Here is a 14,616-nt window from a genome sequence, read left to right as displayed (position 1 = left end):
TTAACTTCTTAATAAATTAACTCAATCCATTTCTTACCTGCTTTCAGTTCTGCTTTTCTAGCTTTCCATTTTTCTTCAGAACCCACTACCTTTGCAAATGCTTTATCTAATCCTTCTTTCACTTTTTTATGACCCGCTATATAGATGTAGGTATTCAAATGTGATAGCATTTCTATAATCTCCTCAGAACGTTCCTCAATAGATTGATCAATCACAACGGGATCGTGCCATAATGGTCTCGGGCTGTAGGCATGAATAGCTTTAAAAGTATCCTCATTGTAATAGTTAGTAAGATCATCATCCTCTTCATTCTGATAGAGTAGTTCCAATCCAGTTTTGGCACCGTAAAACAATAATATACGGCCGCGCCAATCTTTCACATTATGATAAATATGTTTAATAAAAGCTCTGAATGGCGCTATTCCAGTGCCCATTCCTATTAGAATTAGATTCGCATTTTTATCTTCAGGTATTTCAAATGGTAATTCATAAGGACCTGTAATGATAATTTTGTCACCTGCTTTTCTATCACATAAATAGTTCGAAACAATACCGTTATATAATTCACCACTGAAGGCATCAATATAATTGCACCTTTTCACCAATAAGGTGATAATTGTTTTATCAATATCCTTTTCAGGAATATCGGCAACGCTGTATAAACGGTGATTCAATGTATTCCCAAAATCATCATGCTTTTCAACTAATACACCAAAACTTTGATCTATTTTGCAGTCAAAACTTGGATCTTGAACTTCTAAAGTGAGTTCTCTAACTTCTTCTGCATCAGGAGGGCTTAACCTTCTTGTTTTTAATACCTTAGCATAGTATTGCTTCCTGATATCATAATCTGATAAATGTGCCATGTCTTTATCATTTTAATTTTTCACGCTCTTTTTCTTGAGCTTACAAACTGTACCGCATCCACAACTGCCGCAAGAAGATCTTCCAGCCAGGACATCGGCATCTTGATGCTCACCTTTGAATGTTTTACCCCATAAATATTGTATGAGAGCCCAAAGGATCATTAAACCCGCAATGGCGAGTACCGCTATCGAATATTTTAATATCATCTCTTCATTTTATTTTCCTCCTAAACCTGAGAAACCCATAAATACCAGTGATAATATACCTGCTACTATAAGGGTTAAAACAGTTCCTCTGATGACCTTAGGTACATCAGCTAAATCTAATTGCTCTCTTAGTCCTGAGATTAAAATAAGTGCGAGCGTAAAACCCGCACCAGCACCTAATGCATAGACTACACTTTGTAATAAGTCATAGCCTTTATTGGTTTGAAATAGTGCCAGCCCCAAAATGGCGCAATTGGTTGTAATCAAGGGTAGGAAAATACCTAATGCCTTGAAAAGGGCTGGGCTTAATTTTTTTACTAACATTTCTACAAGTTGTACCGTAGAAGCAATTACCACTATGTAGCTTATTAATTGTAAGAAAGGAGCATCAATAGCTATTAAAAAGGCATGAATTGCATATGCTGAAACTGAGCTAATTAACATCACAAAAGTAACGGCAGCTCCCATCTTGGTAGAGGTTTCAATTTTACCAGAAACTCCTAAGAAAGGGCAAATACCTAAGAAATAGGCCAACACAAAGTTATTAACTAAACTTGCGCTAATGAATATTTGGGAAAGGCTTTCTGAATTCATGACTCTGCTCTTTTTTGTTTATAGATATTGAATACTAAAAGCCATGCAGCTAAAGTGAAAAAGCCACCAGCCGGTAATACCATGATCACCCAATCTTGAAAACCTTCAGGAAAAAGAGTGATTCCGAAAAAGGAGCCATTTCCTAAGATTTCTCTTACTGCTCCCAAGCTGAATAATGCAATAGTAAATCCTATTCCCATGCCTAATGCATCCATAATAGATTTACCTACCGTGTTTTTAGAAGCAAAGGCTTCTGCTCTGCTCAATATCAAGCAGTTAACTACTATTAATGAAATAAATGCTCCCAAACTTTTGTGTAATTCTACGCTTATAGCCTGAATGCTATAGTCTACTATGGTTACAAAAGTGGCTATGATTAAAATATAGGAGGCTATCCTGACTTGCTTTGGAATAAAATTACGAAGTAAGGATACCAATACATTAGACATCAGTAATACAAAAGCAGTTGCTAGTCCCATTGCGACTGCATTAGCAGCAGTATTTGAAACTGCAAGAACAGGACACATTCCCAATACTTGAACAAAAACTGGGTTTTCCTTCCATAAGCCCTTTATAAACTCATCTGTAGAAGTGGGTACTTTCTTTAATAGCTCATTATTACTGTTGAGATTGCTCATTTCTATACTTTTTAAAAACAGATTGATTTTTATAAATGATTGGAATCCATTTTTGAGTACTTTTTCCAATTATATCCCCTATGGCTCTTGAGGAAATTGTTGCACCTGTAATACCATCAATCTCCCACTCGTTTACTTTCTCCCCTTTCTTTACTGTGACTATCTTATTTTGAATTGCTGATTTCGCTTCATTAAGGCTAGCATCCAATGCCTCAAAATTTGATAAGAAACTCGGATCTTTTTCTATTTTATCTCCTAGGCCAGGAGTCTCTTTACTTTCTAATACATAAAAACCTATTATCTTTTGATTATCAATACTATAACCATATAGAACTCTAATGACATCAGCATAACCTTGACCTGAGGCAACGATTGCAAGTCCTATCAATTCTCCATTTTCATCATATCCAGCGTAAACTAAATTTTGATCTCCTTTTGAAGCTATATCAAATGAGGACTTATTATAAGAAAAGGCCTGTGTTTGAGTACTTCCTGGAAGAACTTTAAAGATTGCTTCCTGTAAAGCTTTTTCCTTTAGGTCTGCTATTCTTGCCAGCGTACCCTCATAAGTTAATACAATTAAAAGACCACAAAGTATTCCAATCAAAGCCATTGCTTTAATCATTTTAAAACTATTAGTGGGTGCTATTTGAGTAGTTTCTTTCATGATTTTGCAGATGAAGTTCCATATACTCTATTTTGTATAAGTCGGTCAATATGAGGCGATAATGCATTCCCAAATAAAATGGCATACATAACACCCTCTGGTAAACCACCCCATATTCTTATAATTACAATCATACTTCCGATGATTACACCATATACGATTACACCTAGGGTAGTAATGGGTGAGGCCACCATATCAGAAGCCATAAATACCGCCCCTAACATTAAGCCGCCAGAAAATAACATAAAACCTGGTGATGGATATAGTTCTGGATTAATTGAGTAGAGAATTCCACTAAAAATAAATACCGTTAGCAGTATAGAAATCGGAATTTTCCAATTCATGAAGTTTCTGATTACTAAGTAGAGTCCACCTATAAGTATTAAAACAGCACTAGTTTCTCCTGCTGAACCGCTGACTAGCCCCATAGCTAAATCGCTTGTATCAGTAACTACACCATCAAATTTGAAGGCAGAAAGGGGCGTTGCTCCAGAAGTACCGTCCACAACGGGCATCATAAATGGTATAGCCCAGATTGAAGAATTAACGGATGTAAATCGATCAATTGAAAAAGCATCTTGCCAGGTGGTTATAGCAACAGGAAAGGCAGCTTGTAGTACTGCTCGCCCCACTAATGCAGGATTAAATACATTATATCCTAAACCACCAAAAAGAAACTTACCCATTGCAATAGCAATTACTCCTCCTAAAAAGGTCATCCATAATGGAAATATTGGGGGTAAAGTTAAACCAAGTAGTAAACCAGTAATTACTGCTGACCAGTCACTTATGGTACTTGCTTTATTTGAAAGCTTGCTGAGAACATGTTCGGTTAAAACAGCTGAAAATACAGCCGTTAGTATAACAAGAGCTGCATTCCAACCAAAAGCATATACTGAATAGAATGATAAAGGTAGCAAAGCATAGACTACATTTCTCATAATTACCTCAACACTAGTGCCTTGAGCAAGATGGGGTGAAGTGCTAATATGAAGACTTTGCTTTTTCATGATTTCACATTTTGTTTTCGAATGATCGATTTTGAAAGTCTGAAATATTGTACTAATGGGATATGGGAAGGACAAACATAAGAGCATGAACCACACTCAAAGCAATCCATCAAATGATATTCAGCTGCCATTTTATCGTAGGATTCAAATTTGGCTAATAATCCTAGTTTTGATGGATTAAGTGACAAAGGACAAGCATCTACACATGCTCCACATTTAATACATGGATAAACCTTATTATTTGAGTTTATTTCTTTGCTGGTAAAAACCACTACTGCTGAGGTTCCTTTAACAATGGAAATGTCGAGATTAGCGACAGCCATTCCCATCATGGGACCTCCCATATACACTTCACTCATATTTTCATCTACTCCTACTCGATCTAGCAAAAACCGTAATGGAGTTCCGATTGGCACAAGATAATTTCCCTTATTTTTTACACCAGGACCTGTAACTGTAATTACTCTTTCTTGAATTCCTCTACCATGTGGTAATAGCCTTCCGATTTCTGCTGTAGTGGCAACATTTACTACTACAGCATTAACCTCAATTGGTAAGCCGCCCGAAGGAACTTCTTTTCCAAGTAGTGCGGTGATCAACATTTTTTCAGCTCCTTGTGGGTATTTCACTGGTACAACTTTTACTGAAATAGGAATATCCTTTGGTAGCTTTGCTGATAGGTAATCCGCAGCATCTTGCTTGTTGGCTTCAATTCCAATGATACATTTTTTGGCTTGAGTTGCTTTCATTAAATACCTGATTCCCATAAAGATATCCTGATCTTGCTCAAGCATAACCCGATGATCTGTTGTGAGATAAGGTTCACATTCAATCCCATTGATAATTAGGGTATCGCAATGTTTTCCTTCAGGAATCTTGATTTTTGCATGAGTTGGAAATGCTGCGCCACCTAAGCCTACTATTCCAGCTTGTTGAATCCCTTTTATGATCTCATCTACGCTTGCACTTTCTAAATCAACAGCTTCACCTTCTATAATTTCTTGAGTTGATGAAGGAAAGCTTTCGAGATAGATGCCGGGTGTCATTTTTCCTGAAAGTGTAGGAACATTAGCGATTTTCTTAACAGTGCCACTTACAGGTGAATGTAAAGGCACTGAAAGAAAACCATCTGATTCAGCTAATAACTGACCTCTTACTACCTCTTGTCCTTCACGCACCACTATTTTCCCAGCTTTACCAATGTGTTGAGATAAAGGCAAGATTAATAAGGGTGCAAAGGAAAATTGTCTTCTTGGCAATCCTTTGGTTTCATCCTTATTTTCTGGTGGATGAATTCCATGCTTAAAGGTATTTTGAGTTAGTAGCATGATTATGATTAATTATACTTTTCACCTCTTGTAATCCATTTATCGATATCCTTAGCGTCCTTATTTTTTGGTAAGCCAGGATGAATCACCTGAGCCGTACATTTTTCAGCAGCAACCACTAAATCCGAATATGGGCCTCCATTAGGATCTTTGATGTAGGCTTTCTTATCTTCATTGTAGGCAAAAATCTTTGGATTTAAATTGATACATTCATCACAGGATGTACACTCATCGCTTTCAAGCCAAGGTTCCATGCTGGCGTCTTGCTGCGGAATTGACTCTTCTTCTTTTTGTGCAGTTTCAGTTTTAGGTTCTTCCTTTACTGCTACAGCAGTCTGTTGCTCATGAACATTAGATTGATTTAATTCAACTGATTCAGTAACTGCAATTGGTTTTATACTGGGATCAATTTTGACATCCCCATTACCTGAGGCTAGTTGCATCAATTTTTGAGTGATTTTCTGAACTACTTCAGATCTGATTTTACTTTCAAGATCAACTTCAGAAGTAGTATCCATTTTAGCTTCATAATCTGATAAATCACGTAGCATTATCCAGAAATCTCTTCTTTCCTCGCAAGATTCTACTATGGTTTTATCTACCAATACTCTGCTCAGCTGATTATTACGATCTACAGCCCATATGTATGGAAATTTATCTTCTCTGTCTGATTTTTCTAGATTTAAGAAATCAGAAAGCATAAGCATTTTATCATTCCAGCTATTTCTTGGAGCGTTTCTAAAATGCTTTCTAAAACGAGCTTCAGTAATTGCAAAATCTGCGAAAGTCATCGGTACTTCCATTGATTTCTGAATCCCATTTTCCTCATATTTCAATTCATATGAAGGCCAATCTTGATCAATAGCTGGGTTTCCTTTGAGATCTAGTGCTTCTTCTACTTTCACTCCCAAATCAGGATTATATTTGAAGAGTGGATAAGCTCTAGACTCAACAGCTAATTTAGCTTGATGTACGCCCATATCATCTGCCACACCATGTTCTGGCTGACAGGTAGTATAAAGATTGAACAGAGCTGGTCTTTTGGTGCTTAATCCATCTATAAAACCTTCAATCATATGACTTGTATTGGCAAGGCTAGATTGCATCACATAAGTATTTCTATGTGCCATTGCGATAAGTCCTATTTCTTTTCTAGGCTCTGGTTTACCTTTCCATACTTTACCGTATTGAGCCATGTCAGATACTTGACCAATAAAGCCTGATGTACATGCTTGACCACCAGTATTTGAATATACCTGAGTATCGACAGTGATGACTTTAATTGGTTTTCCTGATGCCATCATTCTAGAAAGGTTTTGAAAACCTATATCATACATGGCACCATCACCACCTAATGCTACAACTGGGGGGCAAAGCAGCCACTCTTCATCTGTAAATTGATGCCAATTAAAATAGGTGAAGAAGTCTTTATTATCCTCTGGATCATATTTTCCAGCTAATTCTAATTCAGCTTTTCTTATGGCTACAAATCCTTCTGCCATTTTTGCCATATGTCCTTCAAAAATACCCATTGCCATAGAGGTAGAATCCTGAAATAAATGATTAGCCCAAGGGAATGGATATGGATTATATGGATAGGTACTTCCCCAAACAGAAGTACATCCTGTAGCATTGGTCATCCCCATTGATGATCTTCCTTTACCGGTATTGCCTTCTGTATATTTCCATCTCAATCTTTTTAATTGCGATAACAAATGGGTGGTTTCAGCTAGCCAGTCCTGGTCGATTGGTATGCTTCCATTTTCGGCTTCTAATTTTGAAGCAATAACAGACATGCTAAGATCTGTATCATTAGAATCCTTTAAAATTCTTTCTATCGCTTCAGTATCATTAATATTTACCGTTTCAATTAGTTTAGCTTGAATGCGTTGTTCTAACTTTTCAATTAATTCATCAAGTTTTGCAATGTGTTTTTTGATGCGTGGCTGCATCAATGATTCTACTGTTGCTATAAATAAATGGACTACGGATTTCTCTGAACAACCTAAGCAGGCTCCATCTCCGCTTGAAAAACTTGAATAGGCTTCCTTATTAAGCAACAAGGTTTCTAAAGGACCAATTTTAGCCTCCAGGTCATCAATTCGATTGTATTTCTCTGGTGTATTGGGTAAATCATTCCATAGATCCCAATTCTTTCTTAAGTTAGCTACTGATTCCTCTGTTTGAGTTACTGCTTTCAAAGCATCATCATCACAAACCTGAATACACTCATTACAACCTTTACATGCATTTGGATTAATCGTGATACTGAATAATCCACCGCTATTAGGTGATTTCTTTTCGTTTAAATGATAATATGGTCGAGTAAGTGCAAATTGAAAATCACCCAATTCTTCTTTAAACCAACCTAATTCTTGCACAAGATCAGTTTCTTCTTTATGATCCTCTATCATTTGTGCTATCGCATCATGTAAATAATTATTTACAGTGGCACCATTTGATGCACTATTAAATCTGGCTCTAATCTTTCCTTCCATGCTGCGTACTGCTTTCTGAAGGTGTTTTACATTATCGTGCTCTTTCTTAACTCTCTTTACTACAGTATCTAGAACATCTTTTAAGTCACTCACTAAGCCTGGTATAGCAGTATCAGGACATGCAGTATAACATTTACCACAAGCAGTACAGTTGTTTGCATTCCACTCAGGGTGAGTAAAACGTATTCCTGTCATATCTCTGAAGTTTGAGGATGCAGCAGGCATCAAACTCAATCCAATAAATGGATCGGTAAGATTATCGCTACCCATACCTTGAGCATAGAAATTACCGGTTTGTTCCCAGAATCGATGGATATCACTTAGTTTAGATTTACTCTTTGGAGTGTCTTTTAACATAATCGGTAATGGTACACCAACTTCAGCTTTCGATTTATTGCCTGAACCATTTTGAACAACTTTTTCAGTGATTTCATGAACCTCTGTAAAGCCTCTTTTTACCACTCTCATATTATCATCCACCACTCTTTGTCCTTTGCTACCAAATTTGGATTGCAATTGATCTTCAATTGCTTTTAACAGCTGTTTATCATTAAGTCCTGCTGACTCCATTAGAGGAGAAGCTGCAAAGAATGCTCCCTGAAAGGCTATTCCTTGCATACGTAACTGTAGTTCAGGATCAGTAGCTTCTTCTCTTGCGATCTTAAATCCGTCTATATAGAAAATTCGAATATCATTCTTTACAATAAGTTTTTGATATTGCTTAGGAATAGAATTCCATACTTCTTCCGGATTGTTTTTATCACTTTGAATAATAAAACACCCCCCTTTTTTGAGTCCAGCTAGTGCATTTGTATGCTTGAATACATTTGGATCAGGAGACAACACTACATCTACAAAATAGAATTCACTATTCATTCTAATAGGTTCTGGTGCGGCTGCTAAATAGTAGGTTGTAGGTTGTCCTTTTTTCTCTGATCCATATTTAGGGTTTGCTTTAATATCATATCCTAAGAGGTCATACAAGGTCATCGCTAAGTTTTTACCAGTAGTAATGGCGCCCCAACCTCCTACCGAATGAAAACGGACTGTTGTAGCTCCTTTTGGCATAAGGTTAGGATTTTCAGAACCATGCACAGCTAATTCTTTTACTTTAGGATATGCAGCTTCTATGGTTTCTTGATATTCCCTTTGTTTTGGCGTGAAAGGATTTTCGTGTATAAAGTCTATTGATAGATAGAATTGCTTTTTATGCTTACCATCAGGTAACATATTCTCAACTGCTCCAATAATTCCTTCTGCTTGTAAATCACGGCTTCCCATACCAAATGAACCTGAATAAATTTTTGGAGCATCTTTAGGTTGATAGGATTCTAAATCTGGATAGGATTTATCATCCTTCGAAATTCCGTTCTCTAAACATTTTGAGATAACGGCTCTTAATTCACGTGCAATGGGAAGATCCTCAGCAAGAGGTTGATCTAGTCTTTCCAAGACCACCACTCCTTTTTTACCTTTAATGTATTTCGACAACAAATCAGCCGGGAACGGACGGAACATAACCAAATCTAATACACCTACTTTTAGTTTTCTCGTTTTTCTTAAGTAGTCAGCTACTACTTCAGCACTTGAAACTACACTCCCCTGACCTAATATTAAGTAGTCTGCATCCTCTACTTTATAAGTCATGACTCTTTGATATTGTCTGTGAGTTAGTTCTGCATATTCTTTAAATGCTCTATCACTTAGCTCTTTTATATGATCAAAAAAGAATGGCCTTTGAGCTGCCACACTCTGCATATAGGAGTCCTGGTTTTGAACAATTCCCGCCATAACTGGATTATCAACATCCCATAATTCAGGAATTCTTCGTCTTTGTTCTCCATAAATAATTCTTTGAGCTGGAGTTGGAGTGTCAATTATATCGTCTGGTCTTCCTAGATATTCTTTAATGAGCTCACGTTCAGGTACTTTTAGGCTTTCAATTAAGTGAGTAGTTAAGAACCCATCTTGAGCAATAATTCCGGGTGTAAGTGCTAATTCAGCAATGCGGTGAGCAATTACATTCAAATCCGCAACATGCTGGGCATTTTTAGCAAACATTTGAAAGAAGCCTGTATCATCAACAGCATGGTAATCGTCATGACCCGCATGCACATTTAATGTTGATTTAGTCATGGCTCTTGCACCAATGTTCAACACATAAGTAAGACGCTTGCCTACTGCTGCATATAAAGATTCATGCATATAGGCAATCCCTTGTCCGGAAGAGAAATTAGCTGCTCTTTGACCCGTCATAGAAAGACCAGCCGTTACAGCTGCTGCAGCATGCTCACCTTCTGGTTCTATAAAGATTAAGGGTTTATCAGATATATTTAAGTGACCTTTGGCTGCTTCTTCTGCCCAATATTCCCCCATTTGGGTTGAGGGTGTGATTGGATACGCCCCGGCAGCATCTGACGACTCACGCTCACAACTAATGGCAGCAGAGTTGCCATCCATAGCAGCAGGGATTCCAGGATATTTAGCTTTGATATTCTTACTCATGACTTTAAATTTTAGATATTAATGACTAGCCATAATCATGTTCTTGGTTCTTTTAGCCATGGCTACAAAGCTGTTAGCTGTATCCATATTCATCCACACATCCTCGCTTTGAATAGGGTGATACATAGGTGCTAAATGAAGTTCATTGAAATTAGGATCAATATTGCGGCAGGCAGTTAATAAATCTTTTATTGGAGTAGCTTCTTTAAATTCTTCACCATGCTTGGTTAAATAACTACCTAAATAATTTATAACTGCTCGATATGCATTCTGACAAACGCTGTAAGGCACAACATCCTCTTCTGGTTTGTATAATTCGTTCTCGGCTTTCGATAGTAATTCGTCCGCTTTTTCTAGTCTGGTTTTTAATAGCTCTTCCATGATTTTAGGTAGTTTTATTATGCTAATAAATCTACAAAAGGCTATTAAGGTAAATACTGACATAAGTCAGTAAATAGGTTGATCTTTGTCGGAAGGCTTGTTTATTTCAATTATTTAGGTTTTAGCTAAATAAGATTGGTTATCTATATTGATTAATCAGAGATGAAATTAAAAAGTCTGTATGCTTTGCTTCCCAAAAGCTTTACATACAGACTTGCTTATATATAGATTGATTGGCTTTTAAATTTATTTATACATCTGAGCTATCCGGTTCAAGGCTTTCATGTCTTTAATGATTATATAATGATCATGTAAATCTACCAGATTCTCCGATTTAAATTCAGAAAGTAAACGGATAGAAGTTTCTTTAGCCGTTCCAATTAATTTAGCCAAATCAGCCCTACTTAATGTAATTTCGGAGTTATTATCCTTAGCATAAATAGTATTAAGTTCTAATAGCATTGCTGCAAGTCTTCCTCTGACAGGTTCGTATGCTGAAGAAACTAGCTTGTCTTCAACTTTATTGAGACTATTACATAAATCTTGTACCAAAAAATTCATCAATGCAGGATCATTGTCAACTACTTTTTTAAAATCTTCTCCGCTAACATATAAGATGTCAGCATCCTTAAGAACTTCTGTATATTCATGAAATCTATGGTCATTTAGAAGGGCTTCATGACCTATGAAATCTCCTTTTGATAAGATTTTAATGATTTGTTCCTTACCGTCTACACCAAACTTACTTACTTTAATTTCACCAGAATCAATCATGTAAAATCCTCTCGCAATATTGCCAACATTAAACAAAATTTGTCCTTTGTTGAATTTTAATTCTTCCGCGTATTGAATAAGAGAGTTTAAAGGGGAATTAAAACTATTATGTGTAATCTTAAACAACTCATTATCAATAGATAAATGGGGTATTACATCATTTTTCATCTCTATGGTATTTTATTGGGATTATGATATAAAAATACCATATCTATTAATTAGATGATAGACGTAAAAAGCTGAATTCTATCTAGGTGAAAACACCTAGAGCATAAGAATTAAAGAGTATGCGTTAAAGCATACTTGACTAATCCTGCAGTATTTTTCGCATTAAGTTTCTGAAGTAGGTTTCTTCTATGACTATCCACCGTTCTAGGGCTCAAGAACAGTTTTTTTGCTATTTCAGTATTGGTAAATTCCGCGGCTATTAAGGTTAAAACCTCTTTTTCCCTTTTTGTTAAATGAATAAAAGACGTTGATTTGCTATTCTCTTTTGTATTATTTTTCGAGGTAAAATGATGGGCTAATTTCACAGAAGATTCCTTATCAAAATAACTTTTTCCTTTTGCAACACTGCAAACAGCTTGAATTAATTCTTTCTTTTCTGTTGTTTTTAGGATATAACCTAATGCTCCCGCCTCTAACATACTTACAATATAGGGTTCATCATCATGGATGGATAAAGCCAATACATTCAATTTCGGAAAATGTTTTTTAAGATATCTAGTCGTTTCTACTCCATCCATTTCAGGCATTGATATATCCATTATAACCACCTTTATTTTTGATGCATTTTCCTGCATGGAAGTAATAGCTTCTTTTCCATTAGCAGCTTCTCCTATTATGTTAATATTTTCATTATCACTTAATAATGCACGGATACCATTCCTAACAATTTGGTGGTCATCTACTAAAAATACATTAACTTGATTTTTATTAATCATCAGTGATAAGCCCTTATTTATAATCTAATACGACTTTTTCAAATTACGGTTTGTTCCATCAAAATCTTATCTGTTATAGGCAGAGATGCCATTATTATGACACCTTTTCCTTTGGATGATTCAATGGTAATATCTCCATTCATTGAATCAATTCTTGCTTTTATATTTTGAATTCCCATTCCTTCAGAGTTACCAAGATGAAGGTTAGTGTTAAAACCTATACCGTTATCTTGATAAATAATTTGAATGAATTCTTCAATTTTTTGGATTTGGATACTTATTGAATCAGCCTCGGCATGTTTGATGGTATTTTGAATTAGCTCTTGTAAAATACGATATATATTTAGCGCATACATTTGATCTAAACTTTTACTTAAACCGTCTGATTGATAATTGACCATAATATTATTGGTCTCAGTTGTTCTTTCAATTAAATCATTTAAAGCTTTCTCTAAGCCGTGATTAATAATAATCGATGGCATTAAATCATGTGAAATAGCTCGTATTTCTGAAATAGTATTGAGTACTAAATTTAGTCCCTCGTCAAATGCTTTTTGATTGCTTTCAGGAAGTGTATAGATGGCCTCTCTTATTGATTTTAAATTCATAGATACTGCAGAGAGTGTCTGAATCACGCCATCGTGTAATTCCATAGCCACTCTTTTTCTTTCTTTTTCGGTAGCTAATAAAACTATATTATTTTGTGACTTCTTCAATGCTTCTTGTTCTGTAATATCAATTCCAGAGCTTAAAGTACCTGTTATTTTATCTTTCTGATTTTTTATTACAGTATTGTGCCACTGAATTAGCCTTTTTTCACCTGATTTCGATTCAATAGAAGAGGTCACAATTTTAGTATCACTAATTCTACCATTTATTAATTCATTAAATAGTAGCTTTATTCTGGGTCTATCATGATCCGAAATGAAAGTATTAAACCAATTTAGGCCTACGGCTTCATCTTGAGAAACTCCTAAAATAAGGCATCCTTCATCATTTATTAATTGAATATTGCCTTTTTGATCAAGTTCAAGAAATATGGTTTTCGAGAGCTTTAGAAATAGTTTTGCTCTATCAGCATACTTTTGCATATTAATTTCAGCAAGCCTTTTATCTGTTACATTGGTAAGTTGAGCTATTGAATAAACTTCTCCATCATCTTCAAAACTATTTAGGCCAATTTTTAACCATATTGGTTTACCATCCTTTCTTATGCCTTCAAATTCTAAATTATGATGCCTAGGCCTGGGAATTGGATTTTTAATGTAGGATTTTCTTTTTTGGTCATGACTTCCTATAAAAGCTTTTGGAATGAGGATATCTAGTGGTTTATTTAATAATTCACCTGATTCATAACCGAAGATTTTCTCAAGACTTTCATTTACCCATAGAATTGTTCCCCCTTGACTCACAACAATTATACCTTCATCTATATATTGGTATATTAGTTTACAATAGGCAGTATTAGACAACATTTTTTACTTTCATTTGAATATTATTAAATTTCAGTAATATTCTTTACAAAAGTTATAAGGGCAATCATTTGACAATATGATATAAATCATTGTTTGTACACTATCCAGTCAATGCAAATTTTACTCTAAACCAACTGAAATTTAGATTTTTAACACTACAATGATTAAAGTCATTTTAGCCTTTGACTGCTATCATTTCAAATAAGCTCGGAAAGTTGTTCCTTTATTGTATCAAATAACTAAATGTTTAATGCAATGACACTTGTAATGAAAAAACCATCACTCATGTCCCGTACATCAACATTATTTAATGATTTATTTGATGATGTACGTCTTCCTTCTTTGGATTTGGATAATGGATTTAGTCGTTTGCCTTCGGCTAATGTAATCGAAAACGATAAGGCATTCACTGTGGAACTGGCTGCACCAGGTATGAAAAAAAGTGATTTTGATGTGAATGTAGACAATGGATATCTCACTATTAGTAGCGAAAAAGAAGATGAAGTAGAAGAAAAGAAAGAAAACTACACTCGTCATGAATTTAGCTACAATAGCTTTTCAAGATCATTTTTATTACCAGATACTATTGATGCTGAAAAGATAAAAGCAAAATATGAAGATGGTATCTTAAAACTTTCAGTACCTAAAAAACAAGAAGCAATCAAAAATCATAAAAAAACAATCGCTATAGATTGAAAATGATTGTTTTTAGTTTTCGATTAAACCCTA

12 protein-coding genes are annotated in these 14,616 nt (G+C 35.4%); 1 reads left to right on the top strand and 11 read right to left on the bottom strand.

Annotation, left to right across the window (positions count from 1 at the left end; all coding sequences use genetic code 11):
* Positions 1-8: 8 nt before the first annotated feature.
* The 11 genes from QYS48_RS15290 to QYS48_RS15240 form a co-directional block, all read right to left on the bottom strand.
* Positions 9-866, bottom strand: coding sequence for a ferredoxin-NADP reductase (locus tag QYS48_RS15290; RefSeq protein WP_308356679.1), 858 nt, complete (start codon positions 864-866; stop codon positions 9-11).
* Positions 867-1,082: 216 nt separating this feature from the next.
* A complete protein-coding gene (locus tag QYS48_RS15285; RefSeq protein WP_302100706.1) occupies positions 1,083-1,667 on the bottom strand; it encodes an electron transport complex protein RnfA in 585 nt (194 codons plus the stop codon).
* Entirely contained in the window at positions 1,664-2,305 is a 642-nt protein-coding gene (gene rsxE, locus QYS48_RS15280) for an electron transport complex subunit RsxE (RefSeq protein ID WP_302100708.1), read from the bottom strand. The genes QYS48_RS15285 and rsxE overlap by 4 nt, the downstream gene beginning before the upstream one ends.
* Positions 2,286-2,972, bottom strand: a complete 687-nt coding sequence (locus QYS48_RS15275) for an FMN-binding protein (RefSeq protein WP_308356678.1) — start codon at positions 2,970-2,972, stop codon at positions 2,286-2,288. The genes rsxE and QYS48_RS15275 overlap by 20 nt, the downstream gene beginning before the upstream one ends.
* Positions 2,969-3,982 carry an RnfABCDGE type electron transport complex subunit D gene (locus QYS48_RS15270; RefSeq protein ID WP_302100711.1) on the bottom strand — a complete coding sequence of 338 codons (1,014 nt, stop codon included), beginning with the start codon at positions 3,980-3,982 and terminating at the stop codon, positions 2,969-2,971. The genes QYS48_RS15275 and QYS48_RS15270 overlap by 4 nt, the downstream gene beginning before the upstream one ends.
* The gene (rsxC, locus tag QYS48_RS15265; protein WP_308356677.1) at positions 3,979-5,310 is read right to left on the bottom strand and encodes an electron transport complex subunit RsxC; all 1,332 of its coding nucleotides are present in this window, start codon (positions 5,308-5,310) and stop codon (positions 3,979-3,981) included. The genes QYS48_RS15270 and rsxC overlap by 4 nt, the downstream gene beginning before the upstream one ends.
* 8 nt (positions 5,311-5,318) lie before the next feature.
* A complete protein-coding gene (locus tag QYS48_RS15260) occupies positions 5,319-10,313 on the bottom strand; it encodes a 2-oxoacid:acceptor oxidoreductase family protein (RefSeq protein ID WP_308356676.1) in 4,995 nt (1,664 codons plus the stop codon).
* 18 nt (positions 10,314-10,331) lie between these two features.
* Positions 10,332-10,694: a hypothetical protein gene (locus QYS48_RS15255; RefSeq protein WP_302100719.1), complete on the bottom strand. Its 363-nt coding sequence runs from the start codon at positions 10,692-10,694 to the stop codon at positions 10,332-10,334.
* A gap of 246 nt (positions 10,695-10,940) precedes the next feature.
* Positions 10,941-11,636 carry a Crp/Fnr family transcriptional regulator gene (locus QYS48_RS15250; protein ID WP_308356675.1) on the bottom strand — a complete coding sequence of 232 codons (696 nt, stop codon included), beginning with the start codon at positions 11,634-11,636 and terminating at the stop codon, positions 10,941-10,943.
* Positions 11,637-11,746: 110 nt separating this feature from the next.
* On the bottom strand, positions 11,747-12,412 hold the full coding sequence (locus QYS48_RS15245) for a response regulator transcription factor (RefSeq protein ID WP_308356674.1): 666 nt from the start codon (positions 12,410-12,412) through the stop codon (positions 11,747-11,749).
* 38 nt (positions 12,413-12,450) lie between these two features.
* Positions 12,451-13,887 carry a PAS domain S-box protein gene (locus QYS48_RS15240; protein ID WP_308356673.1) on the bottom strand — a complete coding sequence of 479 codons (1,437 nt, stop codon included), beginning with the start codon at positions 13,885-13,887 and terminating at the stop codon, positions 12,451-12,453.
* A 285-nt stretch (positions 13,888-14,172) separates the two neighbouring features.
* Between QYS48_RS15240 and QYS48_RS15235 the strand changes: the two genes are divergently transcribed.
* The gene (locus QYS48_RS15235) at positions 14,173-14,583 is read left to right on the top strand and encodes an Hsp20/alpha crystallin family protein (RefSeq protein ID WP_302100723.1); all 411 of its coding nucleotides are present in this window, start codon (positions 14,173-14,175) and stop codon (positions 14,581-14,583) included.
* Positions 14,584-14,616 lie beyond the last annotated feature (33 nt).

The sequence above is a fragment of the Marivirga arenosa genome (assembly GCF_030503895.2).
Taxonomy (GTDB): domain Bacteria; phylum Bacteroidota; class Bacteroidia; order Cytophagales; family Cyclobacteriaceae; genus Marivirga; species Marivirga arenosa.
Note: the sequence above shows the minus strand (reverse complement) of the source record. Positions and strands in the feature narration are given on the sequence as shown.

What these genes read in the sequence shown, in the direction of transcription:
- QYS48_RS15290 (WP_308356679.1), bottom strand. Translation starts at nt 866, where the DNA reads ATGGCACATTTATCAGATTATGATATCAGGAAGCAATACTATGCTAAG.
- QYS48_RS15285 (WP_302100706.1), bottom strand. Translation starts at nt 1,667, where the DNA reads ATGAATTCAGAAAGCCTTTCCCAAATATTCATTAGCGCAAGTTTAGTT.
- rsxE (WP_302100708.1), bottom strand. Translation starts at nt 2,305, where the DNA reads ATGAGCAATCTCAACAGTAATAATGAGCTATTAAAGAAAGTACCCACT.
- QYS48_RS15275 (WP_308356678.1), bottom strand. Translation starts at nt 2,972, where the DNA reads ATGAAAGAAACTACTCAAATAGCACCCACTAATAGTTTTAAAATGATT.
- QYS48_RS15270 (WP_302100711.1), bottom strand. Translation starts at nt 3,982, where the DNA reads ATGAAAAAGCAAAGTCTTCATATTAGCACTTCACCCCATCTTGCTCAA.
- rsxC (WP_308356677.1), bottom strand. Translation starts at nt 5,310, where the DNA reads ATGCTACTAACTCAAAATACCTTTAAGCATGGAATTCATCCACCAGAA.
- QYS48_RS15260 (WP_308356676.1), bottom strand. Translation starts at nt 10,313, where the DNA reads ATGAGTAAGAATATCAAAGCTAAATATCCTGGAATCCCTGCTGCTATG.
- QYS48_RS15255 (WP_302100719.1), bottom strand. Translation starts at nt 10,694, where the DNA reads ATGGAAGAGCTATTAAAAACCAGACTAGAAAAAGCGGACGAATTACTA.
- QYS48_RS15250 (WP_308356675.1), bottom strand. Translation starts at nt 11,636, where the DNA reads ATGAAAAATGATGTAATACCCCATTTATCTATTGATAATGAGTTGTTT.
- QYS48_RS15245 (WP_308356674.1), bottom strand. Translation starts at nt 12,412, where the DNA reads ATGATTAATAAAAATCAAGTTAATGTATTTTTAGTAGATGACCACCAA.
- QYS48_RS15240 (WP_308356673.1), bottom strand. Translation starts at nt 13,887, where the DNA reads ATGTTGTCTAATACTGCCTATTGTAAACTAATATACCAATATATAGAT.
- QYS48_RS15235 (WP_302100723.1), top strand. Translation starts at nt 14,173, where the DNA reads ATGTCCCGTACATCAACATTATTTAATGATTTATTTGATGATGTACGT.